This window comes from Leisingera sp. ANG1 (assembly GCF_000203975.2).
Classification (GTDB): Bacteria; Pseudomonadota; Alphaproteobacteria; order Rhodobacterales; family Rhodobacteraceae; genus Leisingera.
In genome coordinates this window covers 132,569-151,366 of the sequence record NZ_AFCF02000007.1, presented here as the reverse complement: position 1 = coordinate 151,366, position 18,798 = coordinate 132,569, and the positions used below count along the sequence as shown (strand labels likewise).

Here is an 18,798-nt window from a genome sequence, read left to right as displayed (position 1 = left end):
CCTGCATTCCTGCGAGGTCCTTTGCATGCTGAAACCCCTGCTCGCCGCCTGCACCCTGGCCCTGACGGCTCCTGCGGCCATAGCCGCCTGCGCCACGGATGCAGAAATCTCTGCCTTCACAGAAAGCTACCTGGCCAAGACTCCGGCACGGGCGCTGTCCCCCGGCGGCAGCATGCAGGACGCGCTCTGCTCTCAAGCCAAATTGGCTCTAGCCATGGAACCAATTATGGGACCTGTTGTCGGCTACAAGGCAGGCCTCACCAGCAAGCCGGCGCAGGACCTCTTCGGAGCCACCGAGCCTGTGCAAGGGGTGCTTTATCAAAACATGATGCTGGAAGACGGTGCCACTCTTGACGCCCCCTGGGGTGCCATCCCGATGGTGGAGGCGGACCTCGTGCTGGTGGTTGCGGACGAAGCGATCAACGGTGCCACAACGCCTGCGGAAGCCCTCGCCCATATCTCCGCCATCCGCCCCTTTATCGAACTGCCCGACCTGACGCTTGCCAAGGACCAGCCCTTCACGGCTGAGACGATCACCGCAATGGGGGTTGGTACCCGTCTCGGCGTCCTCGGCGCGCCACTTCCGGTGGAGGACCCGGCAGCAATGGCCCGGATGCTGGAGGAGATGTCGGTCACAATGCGCGATGCGGCGGGCGGCATTCTGGTTCAGGCGCCGGGCAGGGCGGTACTGGGCAACCCGGTCAATGCCGCCCTGTGGCTGCGCTCCAAGGGGGTGGTGTTCAAATCCGGAGACTTGATTTCCGTCGGCTCCTTCGGTCCGCTGTTTCCGCCGCAAAAGACCAAGGGCGGGGTCAGCGTGACCTATCAGGGCCTGCCGGGTGACCCGGTTGTTGAGGTGTTTTTCCCGGAATAATCCGCTGCCGTTGGGATGAGGTGTTTCGCTTCGGGCTGTGCCCGAAGCGACCCGCGCCGCGCCTTTGGCGCGGCGCTTGGCCCAACGCTCGCGGGTTTTTGCCAGAAAACCTGCGAAAGGCGGGAGAGCCCTGGCTGCGGCAGCCGCCTAGCGCCGCCCCTCACGCAGCCAGCCTGCGAGGAGGAAGAAGGACGCGAGCAGCAGCGCCAGCCAGCCGGGCAGAAGCGGGCCTTGGCTGACCGAAAGCGTCTCATAAGCCTCCCGCGGGGTCAGGCCGATCCAGCCACGCCCCGATGCGGGCCGCCCGGGCCGCACATTGCGCAAGGACGGCATCCCGTCTTCCAGCCGCAGGACGCCGCCGCGCAGGGGTTCCAGCAGCGGTGCCAGCACAGACCCGGTGGCAATGGTTTCCTCAAACTCCTTGGGGGCGGCCGGCCCAAGCCCCACCACCGTGCTTTCTTCGCCTTCCTGCAGGTGGTACAGCCCCGGCTCCGGCCCCTCATAGCGGGTTTCCCATAACCCCGGCGCGCTCGGACGCAGCTCCAGCGCCACGGTGGACCCATCGGGCGCTGTCACCGTCACCTGCCCCACCCGGCCCGCCAGCGTGCGCCGCAGGATGCGCATCCGCTGGCCAGAGACTTCGGCCCACAGCGCTTCTTCCTCCAGTTCCGGCTCCTTCATCATCCAATGGGCAAGGCGGCGCAGCAGTTCCAGCTGCGGCCCGCCGCCCTCATAGCCGCGGCTCCACAGCCAGGCATGGTCCGAGGCCAGCAGGGCCACCCGGCCCTCGCCGACCCGGTTCAGCACCAAGAGGGGGCGTTCGCCGGCACCGCTCATCAGCACATGGCCCTCCGGCGTCCGCAGCTCGATCTGGCGCAGCCAACGGCCCCAGTCTGCCGCCCCCTCCAGCCCCGAGGTTACCGGATGCTGCTTGCCCAAATTGGTGATTTCCGGGCGGTAGGCTTCCTCCAGCACCCGCGCCGAAGGCTCTGCCGGCAGGATCAGCGACAGCGGCGAGCGATAGATGCTGTCGGCGCTGGCAAAATCGGGGCCCGCCGCCACCAGCACCGCACCGCCGCCCATCGCGTAATTGGCCACATTGTCCAGATAGACCGCCGGAAGGATGCCGCGCCGCTTGTAGCGGTCAAAGATGATCAGGTCGAAATCCTCGATCTTCTCCAGGAAAAGCTCGCGGGTGGGGAAGGCGATCAGCGACAGCTCCTCCACCGGCACCCCGTCCTGCTTCTCTGGCGGGCGCAGGATGGTGAAATGCACCAGATCCACAGCGCTGTCGGACTTCAGCAGGTTGCGCCAGGTGCGCCCGCCCGCGTGCGGCTCACCCGACACCAGCAAGACCCTCAGCCGGTCGCGCACCCCGTTGATCTGCACCAGCGCCTGATTGTTGCGCGCGGTCAGCTCGCCCGGCTCCTCCGGCACAGAGAACTGGATCACGTTGCGCCCGCCGTGCTGCAGCACCATCGGAAGTTCGAAATCGACGCCGACGGGCAGGGCAAACCGCTGCGGCGGCCCGCCCGCGACTGAAACCTCAAGGTCGGCAAAACCACCCTGAACCGGCACCGCACCCTGATCCTCGATCCGAAGCGTCAGCTTGACCGGCTCGCCGATGATGGCAAAGCCAGGCGCGTTCTTCACGATCAGGCGGCGGTCCCAGTCGTCTTCGCGGCCAGTCAGCAGCAGGTGCATCGGGGCGGGCAGGTTCACCGGCTGATCGGCGTCATGCGCCTGCCCGTCACTCAGGGCAATGATCCCCGCCACCCGCGCTCGCGGCTCATCCGCCAAGGCCTGCGCAACGGCTGCCATCAGCCTTGTGCCCTCGTCGCCCTCGCCATCCGGCACGGTGACCCAGCGCACATCGGTGTTGGGCCGGTCCGCCAGCGCCGCCTTCAACTGACTGCGCGCGCGCTCCGTCTGTTCCGGGCGGTCGCGCAACTGCTGGCTGGCGGTCTGGTCTTCCGTCACGATCACGATATCGCTCAGCGGCGCGCGGTCCTCGCTCTGATGCACCGGACCAGACAGGGCCGCCAGCAGCACCAGTGCGGCCAGCGCCCGCAGCGCCCAGCCGGGCAGCCCTTTCCACAGGCCCAGCAGCAAGGCGGCCAGGGTCACCGCGCCGGCAGCCCAGATCACCGGCCAGGGCACCAGCGGGTCAAACAGGATCGTCTGTGTCATCGCGCGCTCCTATTGCCCCAGCCGGTCCAACAGGGCCGGCACATGCACCTGGTCGGATTTGTAGTTGCCGGTCAGCACATGCATCACCAGGTTGACGCCGAACCGGAACGCCAGCTCCCGCTGCCGCTCCCCGGCATAGCCGCGCCCGACCGGCAGCAAGGGCCGGCCGTTCTCATCCACCGCCCAGGCCGCGGCCCAGTCGTTGCCGCCGATCACCACCGGCGTCACCCCGTCGTTGAGGTTGCGGAAGGGGATGCCTTCGGCCTGTTCCGCATCCGGCGGCGCCGCTTCGACCCAGACCGGGCCGCGCCCGTGGCGGCCGGGAAAGGCCTGCAGCAGGTAGAAGGCGCGGGTCAGCACATGATCCTCCGGCACCACCTCCAGCGGCGGAATGTCCAGCGGCAGCGCAATCTGCTGCAGCCGCCGCGCCGCCGGGCTGGTCGCGCCAGAGGCCGCCAGATCCGCATCGCGGGTGTCAAACAGGATCATCCCGCCGGACCGCAGATAGGTGTTGAGCTTCGCATAGGCCTCCGAGGAGGGCAGCGGCTGATCGCGGGTGACAGGCCAGTAGAGCAGCGGGTAAAACGCCAGCTCATCGCGCTCCAGATCAACACCCGCCGGCGCGGCTGGTTCAACCGAGGTGCGGAAGAACAGCGTGTCCGTCAGCCCGCGCAACCCCGCCGCCGCGACCCGGTCGACCTGCGCGTCGCCGGTCAGCACATGCGCCAGCACCAGTTCCGAGGCAATGGCCGCTGCCCGCAAATCCTCCTGCGTCTGTGCTTGCGAGGGTGCGGTGGCTTCCTGCGCCCGCAACTCCTGCGCAGGTACCAGCGCCGCCAGACCCAGTGCCGCCGCCAGTGCGGCGGTGCGGGCGCGGCCCAGCAGGCCGGAGACCGCCAGCGTTCCCAGCACATCCAGCGCCAATAGCCCCAGCGCCAGCGTCAGCAGCGCGCCGCCCAGCGGCAGCTCCTGCGGCGCGCCATAACCGCTGACCGCAACCGAGGCCGGCCAGCGTGCTGCCATCAGCTCATCACCCGGGCGCAGCACATTGCGCGCCAGCATCCGCCGCCCGCCGTCATAGACCCCGGGCCGCAGCTCCGGCCCCGCGGGCGCCGCCACCAGATCCGGGCCTGCCACGCCGGGCAGCGTCTCCGCCGCTTCCAGGCGGCCGAAACCGTCCAGCACCTCCACCGGCGTCCATGTGGTGCCCTCCAGATCCTCCGACTTGGGCTGCGCTGCAGAGGAGGACACCGCCAGCCGCTCCAGCATCGACACGAACAGGCCCGACAGCGGCAGGCTGCTCCACTCCGCATTGGCGGTCACGTGAAACAGCACCACCTGGCCCTGGCCCAGCGTCTTGCGCGTCACCAGCGGGGTGCCGTCGGCCAGTTCTGCAATCACCCGCTGCGCCAGCTCCGGATCCGGCTGCGCCACCACCTGCGAGCTGATCGAGACCTCCTGCGGCACCTCCAGCCCGTAGAACGGCGAGCCCTCGCCAAAGGGCGCCAGCGTCTTCGGCTCGCCCCAGCTCATGGCGCCGCCGATGCTGCGGCCGCCAATGCGCAGGCGCACCGGCATCAGCGGTTCTTCACCCGCGCGCGCGGTATCGCTCGCGGCCAGCCGCGGCCCGGCAAAGCGCAAGAGCAGGCCGCCGTTTTCCACCCATTCAATCACCGCCTCTTCCTGCGCGGGCGCCAGCCGCGCCACATCGGCCAGCACGATCACATCGGGGTTGGCAGGCAGCAGATCCCGCAGCGCGCCTTCCAGCAGCTCGGCTGAGGGCGCCAGCGCCTGGCGCAGGTAGTGCAGCGGCGACAAGAGCGCCAATCCCTCGTCGGCACTTTCAGAGGAGACCAGCGCCACCTCGCGCCGCCTTAACGAGTCATCGGTCAGCGCCACTGCACCTGCCGAGGTCACGCCGCGGACTTCAAACCGGGACAGCCGCGCGCGCAATTCGGAGGGAAGTGACAGTTCAGCCGAGGCCGTGCGGGCGCCATCCGCAAACCGCAGCGGCAGCGACGCCAGGCTGCGCTCGGTGCCGCCCGGATCCTTGCCCTGCGCCACCACGGAAATCTCCTGCGCTGGCCCGGCGCGGCTGCGCTGCACCGTCAGCTCAATTGCACTGCCTGTGTAGCTCGCGGGCAGCAGCCCCAGCACCGGCAGCGGCTGTTCATAAACCTCGATCCCGCCGCGCTGTCCCAGCGCCTCGATCAGCCCTTCGCGGCCCGGATAGTCCAGCCCGTCGCTGAACCAGACAGTGTCAAAACCGCCCTCGGCGGCGCCAATCGCCTCCAGCGCCTGCGCCAGCAGCTCCGGCCCCGGCTGCCAGGGCAGCGGCACCAGCCCGGCCAGCTGCCTCTGCCAGCCGCTGGCGGCGCGGAATTGCAGGGGTTCCGGCGCGCTCAACCGCAGCACCGCTACCGGGCGCTCCGCCCGCCCGGCCTCGTCCAGCTGCACCCCGGCCTGGGCGCTGGTCTGCTTCCAGCCCGCCGCGCCGCCCCAGCTGGCGTCCATCACAATCAGCAGCGGTCCGCTGCCGCCGGTATCTTCGGTCGCGGGGTTCAGCACCGGCCCCGCCAGGCCGATGATCGCCGCCGCCACCGCCAGAAGGCGCAGCAGCAGCAGCCACCATGGCGTGCGGTCCGACAGGCTCTCGTCATCTTTCAGCCCCAGCAGCAGCGTCACCGCCGGGAACGGCTGGCGTTTCGGCGCAGGCGGGATCGCCCGCAGCAGCAGCCACAGCACCGGCAGGGCCAGCAAGCCCAGCAAGAGCCAGGGAGCGGTAAAGCCGATGCCTGCAATCATGGTCATGGCGCGGTCCGCTCCAAAGCGTGGTAAAGCCACATCAGCGCCGCCTGCGCCGGATCGCCCGTGTGGTGCTGCCCGAACCGCCAGCCGGCCTCGCGGCAGAGGCGTTCCAGCGCGTCCCGCCGCTCTGCCAGCCGGTCCAGATAGCGCTCCTGCAGGGCAGAGGCCTTCAGTGTTTCATGTGTGACACCGCCCGCGATGCTCTGAAACAGCGTGCGGCCTGCGAATGGGAAAGCCTCCTCTGCCGGGTCCAGCACCTGCAGCAGCACGCCACACACCCCACGCGCAGCAGCCTTGGACAGCGCCTGCTCCACCGGCTCATAAGGACCCAGAAAATCCGAGATGAACAACGCCCGCGCATGCGGGATCAGCGCCCGGTGGCCGGGCGGGGCGTAATCCTCCGCATCGTCATCCGACAAAGCCTCCGCCAGACGCAGGATCTGCACATTACCGCGCCGCGGCGGCAGCGTGCCGCCGGTGAGGCCCACCCGTTCGCCGCCCTGCACCATCAGCACCGCAGCCGCCAGCCCCAGCAGTCGCGCGCGGTCCGACTTCTGCGGCAGCTTGGGCGTCGAGGCAAACCGCATCGAGGCGCCGGTATCGACCCACAGGTGCACCGTCTGGGCAATCTGCCACTCCCGCTCGCGCACGTACTGCACATCACCCATGGCAGAACGCCGGTGGTCGATCATCCGGCGGCTGTCGCCGGCCTGCGCCGGGCGGTACTGCCAGAAATCATCCCCCGTTCCAGCCCGGCGGCGGCCATGCTCGCCCATCAGGACAGAGCCTGCCAGATGCCGCGCCTGCACCAAGAGCGGCGGCAGGGCGCTGGCCTCGGCCTCCGCCCGGTGCCGCAATCCGGTTGCAGCGTCAGAGGCCGCAGGCCTTGTCACGCGGCGGCCCCGGTCCGGGCCAGTTCGCTTGCGGTTTCCTCAATCAGCGCCGCCAGGCTCTCACCCCGTGCGCGCGCGGCAAAGTTCAGCTGCATCCGGTGGCTCAGCACCGGTTTCGCCATGTCCAGCACGTCTTCTGCGTTGGGCGCCAGCCGCCCCTCCAGCAGCGCCCGTGCCCGCACCGCCAGCATCAGCGCCTGCGCCGCCCGCGGGCCCGGCCCCCAGGCCACGGTCTGCGCCACATGGTCCGACACGCCCGGCTCATCCGGGCGGAAGGCCCGCACCAGATCCAGGATCATCTCGACAACCGATTCCCCCACCGGCATCCGCCGCAGCAGGGTCTGCGCCGCGATCAGCTCTCCCGCCGTGAACACCTGATAGGCCTCGTCCTCCTCAACGCCGGTGGTCGCCAGCAGGATATCCCGCTCGGTTGCGCGGTCCGGGTAATTCACGTCGATCTGCAGCAGGAACCGGTCCAGCTGCGCCTCCGGCAGCGGATAGGTGCCCTCCTGCTCGATCGGGTTCTGGGTCGCCAGCACATGGAACGGCGCGCCCAAGGACCGGTCCTCGCCCGCCACTGTCACCACCCGCTCCTGCATCGCCTGCAACAGCGCCGATTGGGTGCGCGGGCTGGCGCGGTTGATCTCATCCGCCATCAGCAGCTGGCAGAACACCGGCCCCGGCACAAACCGGAACGACCGGTGGCCGTCCTCTGCCGTATCCAGCACTTCCGAGCCCAGAATGTCGGCGGGCATCAGATCCGGCGTGAACTGGATCCGGTTGCCATCCAGCCCCATCACCGTACTCAGGGTTTCCACCAGCCGGGTCTTGCCCAGCCCCGGCAGGCCGATCAGCAGCCCGTGGCCGCCGCACAGCAGCACCGACAGCGTGAGGTCCACCACCCGCTCCTGTCCGATAAAGCGTTTGGTGATCGATTCGCGCGCCTTCTGCAGCTTGGCTTCCAGCGCTTCGATATCCCCCAGCAGATCGTCCGTTTCAGGCATGACATTCCTCGTTTCCCGGATATATGCTGTTACTCTATCGTGCTGACAGGAAATGGCAAAAGCAATGAGCGGACAAAAACCCGTGACCCCCGATGCCGAAGGCATTGCCGCGGCGGCAAAAGCAGCCGGAAAGGGCAAGGGATTGCCGCCCGTCCACCTGTGGAACCCGCCGTTCTGTGGCGATCTGGACATCCGCATCGCACGCGACGGCGCGTGGTACTACCTCGGCACGCCCTTCACCCGGTTCGAGCTGGTCAAGCTGTTTGCCTCCATTCTCAAGCTGGAGGACGGCAAATACTACCTTGTGACCCCGGTTGAAAAGGTCGGCATCACCGTTGAGGACGCGCCCTTTGTTGCGGTGGATTTCGATGTGGCCGGGCACGGGCGCGATCAGATGATCACCTTCACCACCAACATTGGCGACAGTGCCGCAGCCGGGCCGGACCACATGATCCGGGCAGAGCGCGACCCCGAAACCGGTGAACCATCCCCCTATGTCATGATCCGCGCGGGCCTGGAGGCGCTGATTGACCGCAAGAGCTTTTACCGGCTGGCGGATCTGGGCGAACACTACGGCGACTGGTTCGGTGTCTGGTCCGGCGGCAAGTTCTTCCCGCTGATTCCGTCCGCTGAAATTGATGTGGAGTAATCTCTCAGCCATCCACAATTCCACCGCCCGGCCGAAAGGCCGGGCAGCGCCCGTCCCGCCCCCCAACAGGGCGCGCGCTTCTCGCCCTCCCCGCGCGGGACGGGCGCTGTCCTCTTCAGCAATTGGTGATCCGGTCAATCGCGTGTGACGTGCGGCAAAAACCAGCCAGCCTCTGGTTAACGAAAGTTTAATAGGAAAATTCTGCTCTTTTGACGCCTTGGCTGCCCCGCCGCGCGGCGCTAGACCTTCAGTCAACAAGGAGAATCCTATGCCCCGCTTCGCGGCCAATATCTCGCTGCTGTTTGCTGAGCTGCCCTATCTCGACCGGTTCCAGGCCGCCGCCGCGGCAGGGTTTGAGGCGGTGGAGATCCTCTACCCTTACGAACTCGCCGCCAAGGAAACCCAGCGCGCGCTGATGGCGAACGGGCTGCGGCTGCTGCTGATCAACGCGCCGCCGCCCAATTACACCGGCGGTATGCCCGGCTATGCGGCGGTGCCCGAAGGTGTCGACCGCTTCCAGCGCGACATCCGCCGGGTGCTGCGCTACGCCGAGGCGCTGAAGGCGGGCAAGATCCACGTGATGGCCGGCTACGCCAAGGGCGCGGATGCGCAGCGGACCTTCATCGAAAACCTGCAATGGGCCGCCGACCGCGCGCCGGAACAGCAGTTCACCATTGAACCGCTGAACAGCGGCGACCAGCCCGGCTATTTCCTTGACGACTACAACCTGGCAATCGACGTGCTGGAAGCGGTCGACCGCCCCAATGTCGGCCTGCAGTATGACGCCTACCACGCGCAGATGATCCACGGCGACGCGCTCAAAGTGTGGGAGACCTTCGGCCCCCGCGCCGTGCATGTGCAGATCGGCGCCGCGCCGGGACGTTGCGAGCCGGGCACCGGGCCGGTGGACTTTCAAGAGTTGTTCGAAGCCATCGACGCCAGCGGTTATGGCGGCTGGGTCAGCGCTGAATACACCCCTTCGACCCGCCGCACCGAGGACAGCCTGGGCTGGATGGGCTGACCGTCGTCCTGGTCCGCCTGCGCAGATATCTGTGCAGCGGCGCAGATTGTTCCGCAGTCAAGGCACCGCATATCTCCGGCAGAACCCCATGTCCCGCTGCCAAGGAGGCTGCCATGATCCCCGCCCGCTTTGCCCCGCTTCTGTCCGGTTTCCTGATGTCGCTGATGATGTCCTCGATCGTGTCGGGCATCTCCACCCTGCGGGTTGCCGGCACGGATGAGGGCTTTGCCGCCGCCTGGCTGACCGCCTGGGCCTACAGCTGGCCGGTGGCCTTTCCGGTTGTGCTGATGGTGGCGCCGCTGGTGCGCCAGATTGTGGCCATAGCAATCCGCCCGCCGGATGCGGCATGATGCCCGCGGCAGGCCGGAAAACACATTCGTTAATTGAAATGTGATTCCCGGCACGGCATAAGGTGCCGCAACAGGAAAAGGATCCCGCCAATGCTCCCCGCCCGTTTTGCACCCGTTCTGTTCAGCCTGATCCTGTCAGGGATGATGTCCTTCATCGTGACCGGTGTTGCCACCTGGAAAGCGCTGGGTTTCGGCGCAGGATTCGGCGGCGCCTGGATGCAGGCCTGGAGCCTGAGCTGGCCAATTGCCTTTGCCGTCGCCTTCACCGCCGCGCCCCTGGTGCGCAGGCTGGTTGCCAAGCTGGTCAAGCAGCCCGCGGGCAACTGAAACGGGGCGGTAACTGGGCAGGGGGAACTCCCGCCCGCCGCAAGCTGCATCAAAGATGCAGCAGCACCGGTTGGGCGCGGCGCCGCTGGCGCGGCGCACAGAGAGTTCGCTGAGAAGCCCCTAAGGGCAGGTCTGCCCTTGAGGGGCGCTGCCGATTGTTTTCAGGGCGGGCCGCGTCAAGGGCAAGCCGCGCTGGCCGCGCGGAGGCTGCGCCTCCCTTGACCCGGTGAGGTGAGGGTGCGGCACAATCCGCGCCGCGCCAGCGGCGCCATGCCCAAGGGGATGAGATCGTCAGATCGAAGCCGGGCGGGAGCGCCCCGCCGGCCATGGCAAACCTGCCTCAGTGCGCTTCGGCCCAGTTCGAACCGCGACCTGCGTCCACCACCAGCTTCACGTCCAGATGCACCGCCGGGTCGGCGGCGTTTTCCATCACCTGGCGCGCGGTTTCGATGGTCTCCTCCACCGCCGCCTCCGGCACTTCGAACAGCAGTTCGTCGTGCACCTGCAGCAGCATCCGCGCTGGCAGATGGGCAATCGCCTCCGGCATCCGGATCATTGCCCGGCGGATCACGTCTGCGGCGGTGCCCTGGATCGGCGCGTTGATCGCGGCGCGCTTGGCAAAGCCCGCCTTGGGCCCCTTGGCGTTGATCTCCGCGGTGTGGATCTTGCGCCCGAACAGGGTCTGGACGTAGCCATGCTCCTTGGCGAACTCGACGGTGCTGTCCATGTACTTGCGGATGCCTGGGAAGCGCTCGAAATAGCGGTCGATGAACCCCTGCGCGTCCTTGCGCGGAATGCGCAGGTTGCGCGCCAGGCCAAAGCCCGAGATGCCGTAGATCACACCAAAGTTGATCGCCTTGGCCTGGCGGCGGATCTCTGGCGTCATCTCCTCCAGCGGCACCTCGAACATCTCGGACGCGGTCATCGCGTGAATGTCGACGCCTTCGGCAAAGGCCTGCTTTAGCGCGTCGATTCCGGCCATATGCGCCAGAATGCGCAACTCGATCTGGCTGTAGTCGAGCGACAGCAGCACATTGCCTTCCTCTGCCACAAAGGCCTCGCGGATACGGCGGCCTTCCTCGGTGCGCACCGGAATGTTCTGCAGGTTCGGATCGGTGGAGGCCATGCGGCCGGTGCTCGCCCCGGTCTGGGCATAAGACGTATGCACCCGGCCGGTGTCCGGGTTGATGTGGTCCTGCAGCGCATCGGTGTAGGTCGACTTCAGCTTGGACAGCTGCCGCCAGTCCAGCACCCGCGCGGGCAGGTCGTGTTCGGTTGCCAGATCCTCCAGGATATCCGCCCCGGTGGCATAGGCGCCTGTTTTGCCCTTCTTGCCGCCTTCCAGCCCCATCTTGTCAAACAGGATCTCGCCCAGCTGTTTGGGCGAGCCGACATTGAAGGTCTCGCCCGCCAGCTCGTGGATTTCGGCTTCTAAGCCCGCCATTTTCTGGGCAAAGGCATTGGACATGCGCGAGAGCGTGTCGTGGTCCACCTTGATGCCGTTGCGCTCCATATCCGCCAGCACCGGCACCAGCGGCCGCTCCAGCGTTTCATAGACCGTCGTGACCCGTTCTTGATGCAGCTGCGGCTTGAAGACCTGCCACAGGCGCAGGGTGATGTCGGCGTCTTCCGCCGCATAAGGCACCGCGTCCTCGATCGGCACCCGGTCAAAGGTGATCGCCGATTTGCCGCTGCCCAGCAGCGGTTTGATCGGGATCGGCGTGTGATCCAGATAGCGTTCGGACAGCGCATCCATGCCATGCCCGTGCATGCCGGCATGCAGCGCATAGGACATCAGCATGGTGTCATCCACCGGCGCCACATCCACGCCGTAGCGGTGCAGGATCTTGGCGTCGTATTTCATGTTCTGGCCGATTTTCATGATCGCCGGGTCTTCCAGAACCGGTTTCAGCATGGCGACCGCTTCCTCCAGCGGCATCTGCCCCTCGGACAGCCCCTCGCCGCCGAACAGATCATCGCCCCCGGCCTTATGCGCCAGCGGGATATAGCAGGCCTCACCCGCCTCCACACACAGCGAGATGCCGACCAGATCGACGACCATTTCATCCAGGCCGGTGGTCTCGGTATCCACCGCCACCCAGCCGCGCTCGCGGATGCGGTCAACCCAGACCTGCAGCGCCGCTGCGTCGCGGACGCATTCGTATTTCTCCTTGTCGAACGGCACCGCCTCCGGCGCCGCTGCCGCACTGGCCGCCGCTGCGGCGGGGGCTTCCGGGATCGCCGGCGCCTCCATGCCCAGCTGATCGGCCATGCGCTTGGACAGTGTGCGGAACTCCATCTCAGACAGGAAGGTCAGCAGAGTCTCCGCGTCCGGCTCCTTCACTTCCAGATCGTCCAGGGTGAAGTCCAGCTCCATATTGCAGTCGAGCTGCACCAGCTTCTTCGACAGCTCGATCTGATCGCGCTTCTCGATCAGCGTCTGGCGGCGCTTGGGCTGCTTGATCTCTTCGGCGCGGTCCAGAAGCTCTTCCAAAGAGCCGAATTCGTTGATCAGCAGCGCGGCGGTCTTGATCCCGATCCCCGGCGCCCCCGGCACGTTGTCAACCGAGTCGCCAGCCAGCGCCTGCACATCCACCACCCGGTCGGGGCCGACACCGAATTTCTCCACCACGCCGTCGCTGTCGATGCGCTTGTTCTTCATCGCGTCCAGCATCTCGACGCCGCCGCCGACCAGCTGCATCAGGTCCTTGTCCGACGAAATGATCGTGACCCGCCCGCCTGCATCGCGCGCCTGATGCGCCAGGGTTGCGATGATGTCGTCGGCCTCGAAGCCTTCGATCTCCTTGCAGGCGATGTTGAAGGCGCGGGTGGCGTCGCGGGTCAGCGGGAACTGCGGCACCAGATCCTCCGGCGCCGGCGGGCGGTTGGCCTTGTACAAATCGTACATCTCGTTGCGGAAGGACTTGCCGGAATAGTCGAAAATCACCGCCACATGGGTCGGCGCATCCGGGCCCTTGTTGTCCTCCACCTGCTTGAACAGCATGTTGCAGAAGCCCGCCACGGCGCCGATCGGCAGCCCGTCGGACTTGCGCGTGAGCGGCGGCAGCGCGTGATAGGCGCGGAAGATGAAGGCCGAGCCGTCGATCAGGTGGAGGTGACAACCTTTGCCGAACTGGGTATTGCTCATGGTCATTCACTCCCGTTGATTTGGCGCCCGCATGTTTCGAAAATCCTTATCCTTCATCCCCCGCCGCACTTCAATTGCCGTTCTGTCGGCCGCGCTGGCGGTTCTTGTCTCCTGCGCCGCTCCGGTCAGCCAAGACGGCTCGATTGACGCCATTTTCCCCAAGAACTGCACGCACTCGCCGGGCGACCCCAATAACTGCACGCCGGTGGCCGCCTGCCTGGAAGGGGGCGATCTTTTCACTGGCCGCGCAATCGGTTGGCTTGACGGGACCTTCAGCGGCAGGACCGTGGCCGGGGCAGAATGCTCAGGGCAATGGAAGATACAAAGCACGGTCGGCAACTATGGGAACGCACAGATCACCTGTGATGATGGCCGTTCCGGTGCGGCAAAGTTCTCCTATGCAAACCTTGCCGCCTACACCGTCTGGGGGACGGGTGAATTGAGCGATGGCGGCGAATTCAAGGTCTGGGCAGGAAAGGGGCTGAAAGGGCTTCTGAAACGGAAATACGGGACCGCAAATGCCATCTGCGCAGAGTTCCGTGAATAACGCGGAGCATTGACTGGGTAGGATGGCTCAAAACACCCCCATCATCAGCCCCGCGCCCATCGCCAGCCCCAGCTCGCGGCAGGCCTCCAGCTGATCCTCCGGGATCACCTTCTCCGCCAGAATGGCCTCCGGCGTTTGCGCATGGGTGCAGATAATCAGCGGCTTCTGCACCTCTTTCAGACGCCAGCCGGTGGCAATCCGCGCGCATTGCCGCGCCGCGTTTTCGCCGTCGGAGCCGGCACAGACCATCTGCGCATAAGGCCGCCCCTCGATCTGCCCCAGCACCGGGTAATAGCAGCGGTCAAAGAACTCTTTCATCTGGCCGGACAGCGCCGCCAGATTCTCTGGTGCGCAGAAGATATAGCCGTCCACTGCCAGCAGATCCTCCGGCCCGGCATCTTCGGCCCGCTTCAAAACGGTCTCGACCTCACCGCGCGCGGCCTCATACGCTGCCTCCGCCATCCGGCGGCTGCCGCCAGTGCGTGAGTGGTAGACGATCAGAAGCTGTGCCATATCCGCTGCCCGCGCTTGTTTCCCGCATCGGACACTACCGGATGCAGGCAAATTTCTTCAAAGAAATTTGGCCGGAAAATTCGAATTTTCCGGCGCCCGGACACTGCCTTTGCAGCCTGCTGCGGCCCGGATCACTCCGCCGCCTTGGCCGCGTCCTCATAGATGAACTTGCAGTCGCAATAGGGGCATTCGACCCAGCCCTGCTCCTCCGGGATCTGCAGATAGACCCGCGGATGCCCCAGCGCGCCTTCGCTGCCGTCGCAGGCCACCTTGCGGCTGTTCACGATCCTGGTTTCCGGCGCTTCGGTGCTCATGGCTGGCAGTCCTTTCACTTTTCGGCTAGGCGCTTTTATGAGCCAAGGAAAAACCGGGGGCAAGTGCGGCGATGAGTGCGGACGCAATCCAGATCAAAGCTTTGCGCAAAATCTACAAGGGCCATAAGGGCCAGCCGGAGAAACACGCGCTCAAGGGCGTCGACCTGACAGTGCCGCGCGGTTCTGTCTTTGGCCTCCTGGGGCCGAACGGCGCAGGCAAATCGACGATGATCAACATCCTGGCGGGCCTGGTGCGCAAGACCTCCGGCTCGGTCTCCATCTGGGGCTTCGACCAGGACGCAAACCCGCGCCAGAGCCGCGCTGCAATCGGCGTGATGCCGCAGGAGTTGAACCTCGACCCCTTCTTCACCCCGCGCGGCGCGCTGGAGGTGCAGGCAGGGCTGTACGGCGTGCCGAAGGCCGAACGCCACAGCGACGAGATCCTGCGGATGATCGGCCTGGAAGACAAGGCAGAGGCCTATGCCCGCACCCTTTCTGGCGGCATGCGGCGGCGGCTCCTCTTGGGCAAAGCGCTGGTCCATCGTCCGAGCGTCCTGGTTCTGGACGAGCCGACAGCGGGCGTCGACATCGAGCTGCGCCAGATGCTGTGGCAGAACATCCGCAAGCTGAACGCGCAAGGCATGACCATCATCCTCACCACCCATTACCTGGAGGAGGCCGAGGAGATGTGCGACGAGATCGCCATCATCAACCAGGGCGAGGTGGTGGCGCGCGACAGCAAATCCAGCCTGCTGGGCCGGCTCGACGCCAAAACCATGGTGGTGCAGCCCGCGGTGCCGGTCACGGTGCTGCCGCAAGGAGACGGCATTGAGTCCGAGCTGCGCGAAGACGGCGCCGTCTGCTTGCGCTACCGCAGCCAGGCCACCAGCGCCGAAGACGTGCTGGCCGCGGTCCATGCGGCAGGGATTTCAATCCGCGACGTGAAGACCGAGGAAGCGGACCTGGAGGATGTCTTCCTGTCGCTGACCAAAGCAGGGTAAGGAGGCCTCAGCATGGTGACTGCCGGGCGGGACAATCCTGCCCTTCGCTGCTCATGCGCAGTTCTTTCTGCACTTGCGAGGATTTTTCCAGGCCGTGTGGGGGCCGGTCTTTCTTCGCTAACCCGAAACCTTCCCCGAGGTCCGTGAAAGCGGTCATTGACCGTCATGCTGCTTGCAGCGAACACCATCTGCACGCAGGCTTCAATTAGATGGAAGCGCGCTGTGAGGGACGCATACAGCTCAAAGAGCTGCCAATCAGAAGCACTTTCCAGATTGAAAACTACCTCCTGACGATGGCATGCGCGGTGAATTCCGCGAGTTCGCCGCGCCAGATCTGGCGGCCGAAGCAGAATGGCTTGCCGTCCTTACTGTAAATCACCTGCTCAAGCTCGATGCCGGCATTGTAGGTCGGCAAGTTTAGTAATCCCGCCTCCTGTTCATTCAATGCGCGCATCCGGATCGTGATGTCACCGGAATGTGGCGGCACGTTGTATTCCCGCTCCATCAGCACCGTGGTCGACTGCTGCAGATTGTGGTCGAACAGGCCGGGGAACAGGCTGGCAATGGCGTATTCTTCTTCGACAAAGGCGGGGTGGTCCTGAAGCAGGAACACCCGGGTGTATTTGTACAGCGACTCTCCTTCGGGCACGGCCAGCTTTGCGGACAAGACCGCATCTGCTGCGGCCATCTGTTGGGAGACCACCTTGATCGTCAGGCCGGGCCCGTCCTGGCCGAGCAGGGCCGAGAGGCTGACAGTTTGGCTGATGTCATAAGCCACCCGCTGCGGCGACACGAATCGGCCGCGGCGCCCGGAACTGTAGGCGAGGCCTTCCATTTCAACCGCAAGCAGCGCGCGGCGTGCGGTCATTCTGCTGATGCCAAACTGCTCTGCGATGGCTCTTTCCGAGGGTAGAGCCGCGTGAACGGGCAGGGCACCGCTGCGGATTTGCTCTCTCAGATGGTCAATAACCATTTGAAAAACTGGTGTTTTTTTTCTCTGTTCCAGATCGTTTTTCATCATGATGCAGCAGTTCCGCAAATTTTCTTTGGTATATACCAGATTGGTGGTATATACCAGCTCCAGGGGCTCTGTATCCTGAGTGCATGGCGTGGCCATGGTTTGCAAGGGAGGGGCTGGGGGAGCGGGGCAGAAATCCCGCGGGTTTTGGAGGCAGGCCCATGAATTTGGTGCCGGATATTCAAGCACTGCAATTCACCAGTGACGGGGGGCTGGGCAGCGTGGCCCGGATTGGCCTGATCGTTCTGCAATCGGATCAGACTCTGGAGCATGAGCTGTCGGGTGTGCTGCGGCGGCCCGGAGTGGTGCTGTATCACGCGCGGATCCCCAATGAGATGGAAGTCTCCGGCGATACGTTGCGGAAGATGGAGGCGGACCTGCCTACGGCGGCGGCGCTGCTGCCTGCTTCGTTCGAACTGGACGCCATCGGCTATTGCTGCACGTCGGGGGCAACGATGATCGGCGAGGCGCGGGTGGATGCGATCCTGCGCAGCGTTCATCCGGCGGCAAAGACCACCAATCCGCTGACCGCCTGCAAGGCGGCGCTGAGTGCGCTGAAGCTGAAGCGGATCGCGCTGATTACCCCTTATGCCGTCGAGGTGACTGAAGGCATGCGGGACAATTTGGCTGCGGCTGGGTTCCAGGTGAACGCAGTCGGCAGCTTTAACCAGAGCGACGATTTCAAAGTGGCGCGGATTTCCTCGCAGAGCATTCTGGAGGCGATCAAGGAGATCGGCCGCCGTGCGGATTGCGACGGCGTATTTGTGTCCTGCACCAGCCTGCGGGTCATGGAAATCCTGGCGGAGGCCGAGAAGGCCATTTGCAAGCCGGTCCTGTCCAGCAATCAGGTCACGGCCTGGCATCTGGCCAGGCTGGCCGGCATCGGAGACAGCATCGCCGGGGCAGGCATGCTGTTTCACACCCAAATGAAGATGGATTACTGAGATGACGGCAGAGATGCACCCCGCTGCAGAGCGCGGGTTTACCACACAGGAGTTTGAGCAGCGCACGCAAGCCGCCCAAAGGATCATGGCGGGCCTAGGGCTGGATGCGCTGCTGCTGACCACCGAACCAGAAGTGCGTTATTTCACCGGCTTTGACACCATTTTCTGGTTGAGCCCGACGCGGCCCTGGTTCGTGGTGATCCCAGCCAGCGGTGCGCCGGTGGCGGTGATCCCGGAGATCGGGGCGCCCAGCATGGCGCTGACCTGGATTTCTGATATCCGCACCTGGCTGGCGCCGCAGCCGAAGGATGATGGTATCTCGCTGCTGGCGGACACCTTGCGGGAACTGATGCCCGGTGGCGGCACCCTGGGCGTGCCGATGGGACATGAAACTCATGTGCGTATGCCGGCGGCAGATTTTCAACGGCTGCAGGAGGCCTTGGGCGGCATCTCTGTTGGCGATGGGACCGAAGTGGTGCGCCGGTTGCGGATGGTGAAATCCGAGTCGGAGATTGCCAAGATCGCGCGGATCTGCAGCATCGCGTCCTCAACATTCGAGGATCTGCCGAACCATATCCGGGCGGGCGACACCGAGCGCGAAGCCTTTGCCAAGTTCAAGATCAGCCTGCTGCAGCACGGTGCCGATGATGTGCCGTACCTGGTGGGCAGCTCCGGCCCCGGCGGGTTTGCGGATGTGATCAACCGGCCCACCGACCGGGTGATTGAAGACGGCGACATGCTGCTCTTGGACACCGGGTCGCTATGGGGCGGCTACAGCTGCGACTTCGACCGCAACTATGCCTTTGGCCGTGCCGCGGATGAAGCCAAATTCGCCTATGATCTGGCCTGGCGCGCAACCGAAGCCGGATTGCAGGCGGCGCGCCCCGGCATCACCACCACGGACCTGTGGGGGGTTATGGCCAAGGTGCTGGAGGAGGGCGGCTGCAGCGGCCATCAGATCGGGCGCATGGGCCACGGGCTGGGCATGCAGGTCACCGAATGGCCGTCTCTGATGCCGGGCGACAATACAGTGATCGAGGAAGGCATGGTGCTGACGCTTGAGCCCGGTTTCGCCTTTGGCGGCAGCAAGATGATGCTGCACGAGGAAAACATCGTCATCCGCGCGGATGGCGCCGAACTTCTGTCCCGCCGCGCACCGCGCGAGCTGCCAATCATCATCTAACACATGGGATCCGC

17 protein-coding genes are annotated in these 18,798 nt (G+C 65.5%); 9 read left to right on the top strand and 8 right to left on the bottom strand.

The features are described 5' to 3' along the window. Positions 1-25 precede the first annotated feature (25 nt). The gene (locus GC1_RS12490; RefSeq protein WP_019295021.1) at positions 26-874 is read left to right on the top strand and encodes a 2-keto-4-pentenoate hydratase; all 849 of its coding nucleotides are present in this window, start codon (positions 26-28) and stop codon (positions 872-874) included. 147 nt (positions 875-1,021) lie between these two features. On the opposite strand, the gene GC1_RS12485 is transcribed toward GC1_RS12490, so the two are convergent. From GC1_RS12485 to GC1_RS12470, 4 genes are read right to left on the bottom strand one after another with little or no spacing between them, the layout of a single operon-like run. Beyond that, complete coding sequence (locus GC1_RS12485) at positions 1,022-3,064, bottom strand: membrane protein (RefSeq protein WP_019295020.1); 2,043 nt, start codon at positions 3,062-3,064, stop codon at positions 1,022-1,024. Between the two features lie 9 nt (positions 3,065-3,073). Then, positions 3,074-5,875, bottom strand: a complete 2,802-nt coding sequence (locus GC1_RS12480) for a DUF4159 domain-containing protein (protein WP_019295019.1) — start codon at positions 5,873-5,875, stop codon at positions 3,074-3,076. After that, a complete protein-coding gene (locus GC1_RS12475; RefSeq protein ID WP_029204695.1) occupies positions 5,872-6,765 on the bottom strand; it encodes a DUF58 domain-containing protein in 894 nt (297 codons plus the stop codon). Before GC1_RS12475 ends, GC1_RS12480 begins: the two co-directional genes overlap by 4 nt. Then, a complete protein-coding gene (locus tag GC1_RS12470; protein ID WP_019295017.1) occupies positions 6,762-7,769 on the bottom strand; it encodes an AAA family ATPase in 1,008 nt (335 codons plus the stop codon). The genes GC1_RS12475 and GC1_RS12470 overlap by 4 nt, the downstream gene beginning before the upstream one ends. Before the next feature lie 64 nt (positions 7,770-7,833). Between GC1_RS12470 and GC1_RS12465 the strand changes: the two genes are divergently transcribed. The 4 genes from GC1_RS12465 to GC1_RS12450 all read left to right on the top strand — a co-directional run bounded on the left by GC1_RS12465 (position 7,834) and on the right by GC1_RS12450 (position 10,116). Beyond that, the gene (locus GC1_RS12465; RefSeq protein ID WP_019295016.1) at positions 7,834-8,418 is read left to right on the top strand and encodes a DUF1285 domain-containing protein; all 585 of its coding nucleotides are present in this window, start codon (positions 7,834-7,836) and stop codon (positions 8,416-8,418) included. 268 nt (positions 8,419-8,686) lie between these two features. After that, positions 8,687-9,439: a hydroxypyruvate isomerase family protein gene (locus tag GC1_RS12460; protein ID WP_019295015.1), complete on the top strand. Its 753-nt coding sequence runs from the start codon at positions 8,687-8,689 to the stop codon at positions 9,437-9,439. 113 nt (positions 9,440-9,552) lie between these two features. Next, the gene (locus GC1_RS12455; RefSeq protein ID WP_019295014.1) at positions 9,553-9,789 is read left to right on the top strand and encodes a DUF2798 domain-containing protein; all 237 of its coding nucleotides are present in this window, start codon (positions 9,553-9,555) and stop codon (positions 9,787-9,789) included. A 90-nt stretch (positions 9,790-9,879) separates the two neighbouring features. Beyond that, positions 9,880-10,116, top strand: a complete 237-nt coding sequence (locus tag GC1_RS12450) for a DUF2798 domain-containing protein (RefSeq protein WP_019295013.1) — start codon at positions 9,880-9,882, stop codon at positions 10,114-10,116. A 340-nt stretch (positions 10,117-10,456) separates the two neighbouring features. Here the strand turns inward: GC1_RS12450 and polA are convergent, their stop codons facing one another. Next, the gene (polA, locus tag GC1_RS12445; RefSeq protein ID WP_036761798.1) at positions 10,457-13,264 is read right to left on the bottom strand and encodes a DNA polymerase I; all 2,808 of its coding nucleotides are present in this window, start codon (positions 13,262-13,264) and stop codon (positions 10,457-10,459) included. Between the two features lie 31 nt (positions 13,265-13,295). Here polA and GC1_RS22460 point away from each other — a divergent pair, with 31 nt between their 5' ends. Further along, positions 13,296-13,811 carry a hypothetical protein gene (locus tag GC1_RS22460; RefSeq protein ID WP_019295011.1) on the top strand — a complete coding sequence of 172 codons (516 nt, stop codon included), beginning with the start codon at positions 13,296-13,298 and terminating at the stop codon, positions 13,809-13,811. A gap of 27 nt (positions 13,812-13,838) precedes the next feature. Here the strand turns inward: GC1_RS22460 and GC1_RS12435 are convergent, their stop codons facing one another. Both GC1_RS12435 and GC1_RS12430 read right to left on the bottom strand, forming a co-directional pair. Further along, entirely contained in the window at positions 13,839-14,324 is a 486-nt protein-coding gene (locus GC1_RS12435) for a flavodoxin family protein (protein WP_019295010.1), read from the bottom strand. A gap of 131 nt (positions 14,325-14,455) precedes the next feature. Beyond that, on the bottom strand, positions 14,456-14,638 hold the full coding sequence (locus GC1_RS12430; protein ID WP_019295009.1) for a zinc-finger domain-containing protein: 183 nt from the start codon (positions 14,636-14,638) through the stop codon (positions 14,456-14,458). Positions 14,639-14,709: 71 nt separating this feature from the next. Here GC1_RS12430 and GC1_RS12425 point away from each other — a divergent pair, with 71 nt between their 5' ends. After that, positions 14,710-15,639 (top strand): ABC transporter ATP-binding protein, encoded by a 930-nt coding sequence (locus GC1_RS12425; protein WP_019295008.1) that lies wholly within the window; start codon positions 14,710-14,712, stop codon positions 15,637-15,639. 280 nt (positions 15,640-15,919) lie between these two features. On the opposite strand, the gene GC1_RS12420 is transcribed toward GC1_RS12425, so the two are convergent. Continuing rightward, positions 15,920-16,660 (bottom strand): GntR family transcriptional regulator, encoded by a 741-nt coding sequence (locus tag GC1_RS12420; protein WP_036761795.1) that lies wholly within the window; start codon positions 16,658-16,660, stop codon positions 15,920-15,922. Positions 16,661-16,818: 158 nt separating this feature from the next. Between GC1_RS12420 and GC1_RS12415 the strand changes: the two genes are divergently transcribed. Further along, on the top strand, positions 16,819-17,601 hold the full coding sequence (locus GC1_RS12415) for a maleate cis-trans isomerase family protein (RefSeq protein WP_019295006.1): 783 nt from the start codon (positions 16,819-16,821) through the stop codon (positions 17,599-17,601). Between the two features lies 1 nt (position 17,602). After that, on the top strand, positions 17,603-18,784 hold the full coding sequence (locus GC1_RS12410) for a M24 family metallopeptidase (protein WP_019295005.1): 1,182 nt from the start codon (positions 17,603-17,605) through the stop codon (positions 18,782-18,784). Positions 18,785-18,798: the final 14 nt, after the last annotated feature.